Raw genomic sequence first — 2202 nt, 5'->3', positions numbered from 1 at the left:
CAAGCGTGATCAGCCCTGGACGCCCGTGATCAACTGACATGGTTGCTCCCCGTTCGCCTGCGCGAACGGGGAGGTGACCGTTCTAGCGCCGCCTTGGCGCGAGGATATCCGACAGGCGGTCCGGAGTTCCCTCGATCCGTTCCAGGCGCGGATAGCGCATGCCGTCGCGGTAGTCGAAGGCGACGGTGCGGAAGCGGTCGCCGGACTTGATCAGCAGTTCGAGCGGGGCGTCCGTCCCCTTGGCGGCGGTGACGGCGTCGCGCAGCGCTTCGGCCGAGCTGGCCTTGCCGTTGACGGCCACCAGGCTCCAGCCCGCGCCGATGCCCTGCTCGAAGGCGGGGCCGCCCCAGCGGACATTGGCGATCTTGTCGCCGGCCAGGGTGAAGCCCAGCGAATACTGGAAGTCGTTGGCCCAGTCGGTGTTGACGGCCTTCTCGTCGGCGGTGGGGGTGTCGGTATAGATCAGGCGCCAGCCGCCGCGCTCGATCCCCGCCAGGGGGGCGCGGGCGTCGGGGCCGACGGCGTCGAGCCGGTCGCGCAGGAAGGTCGCCCAGTCATGCGGGTGGACGGCGTTCAGGGCGGCGACGACCTGTTCGAAGGTGTAGCCCTGGGGCGCCCAGGAGCCGTCGTCATGGCCGAAGAAGCCCTTGGCGAAGTCGTCGAGGGACTTGCGGCCGTTGGTCTCGGCCCGGATCAGGGTGTCGGCGTCCAGCCAGACCAGCAGGCTTTCCCGGTAATAGTCGCCCGTGCCGCGCATCCACGAGGGGTACTGGCCGGGGACGCGGTAGCCGAGGAGGTTGTGGTTGTTGGTGTCCTGCAGCGCGCGCCACTGACGGCCCGGCTGGTTGTCATAGAAGGCGGCGACATTGGCCAGGGTGGCCAGGGCGACGGGCTTGGAGTGCAGGCCGGCGCGGGCGGCCAGGACGTCGCCCCAATATTCGGTCTGGCCCTCATAGACCCACAGCAGGGTGTTCTGGGTCGGGACGTTGTGGTTGGCGGTCAGTTCGTCCGCCGGGCGCATGAACTTGCCGTTCCACGAGTGGGTGTACTCGTGCGGCAGCAGGCCCCGGTCGCCGGCGCTCTTGGCCCAGTCGGTGAAGAAGCCGGGGGCGCCTGTGTTCTCGGAGCTGCGGTGATGCTCAAGGCCGATGCCGCCCATCTGGTCGGTCAGGGCGAACAGGAACTCATAGTTGTCGAAGTGGCGGGCGCCGAACAGGCGGTCGGCCTGCTGGACCATGTTCTCGTAGAGCTTCAGCTGCTCGTCGGTGGCGGCGAGGCCCTTCTCCTCGTCGGCGAGGAGGTTCAGGTGGACATGGTCGCCGGTGGGGTCGATGTCCACGCGGCGGTAGTGGGCGCCGGCGAACATCGGACTGTCGATCAGGGTGTAGAGGTCGGTCGTCTCGAAGGTGGCGACGTCGCCTTCGCGGAACGCCGTGGCCAGGGCCGTGCCGTACTTCCAGCGGGCGGGCAGGGCGACGGAGGCGGTGATCGGGATCTGGCGGCTGTAGTAGCCGGCCGGATAGAGGATGGCCTTCTCCCACTGCAGATTGACCATGGCCGGGGTCATCAGGACGCGCCAGTTGGAGCTGTCCGGCTGGGTCAGCTGTTGGAAGGCGACCTCGATCTGGGTCACGCCGGCCGGGATGTCGAGGTGGAAGGCGTAGGGATCGAGGGTGTCGCGCAGCCACTCGATCCGCTGTCCGTTCGCCGTGACCGTGAGGCCGGCCAGCAGCTGGATCGGGCCGGTGTCGGCGTGGTTGCCGGGCAGGTATTTCGGATAGAGCAGGGTCAGGGGACCGGGACCGGCGACGGGGATGGTCTGGCGGACGCGGATGATGCGGCGGTCGAGGTCGGTGATGTCGGCCCGGTACTGGATGACGCCAGGATAGGGGGTGTCGGCTGGGGCGGGGATGGACGGCTGAGACCGGGGCAGGGCCAGGGCGGCCTGGGTCGGATCGACGACGACCGGGGTGGACTGGAAGTCCTGGGCCAGGGCCGGGGCGGCGGTCATCAAGGCGGCGAGGCAGGCGGCGGCGGTCAGGCGGGTACGCGGCATCAGGTCATCCGAACGGGAGGGCAGGCCTGCACCGTCGGGGAGCGGGGGAGGGGCGTCAAGGGACACAATGTCACCTCCCTGCGCGCGCAGGCGCGCGGGGAGCAACCATGTCAGTTGATCACGGGCGTCCAGGGCTGATCACGCTT

At 69.1% G+C, this 2202-nt stretch carries 1 protein-coding gene; it reads right to left on the bottom strand.

Annotated features, from left to right (window positions below):
• Window positions 1-82: 82 nt before the first annotated feature.
• Window positions 83-2056, bottom strand: coding sequence for a M61 family metallopeptidase (locus tag AC07NC_RS17370; RefSeq protein WP_494570292.1), 1974 nt, complete (start codon window positions 2054-2056; stop codon window positions 83-85).
• Between the last annotated feature and the right edge of the window lie 146 nt (window positions 2057-2202).

The organism is Brevundimonas sp. GW821-FHT10A07 (assembly GCF_059415785.1).
Note: the sequence above shows the minus strand (reverse complement) of the source record. Positions and strands in the feature narration are given on the sequence as shown.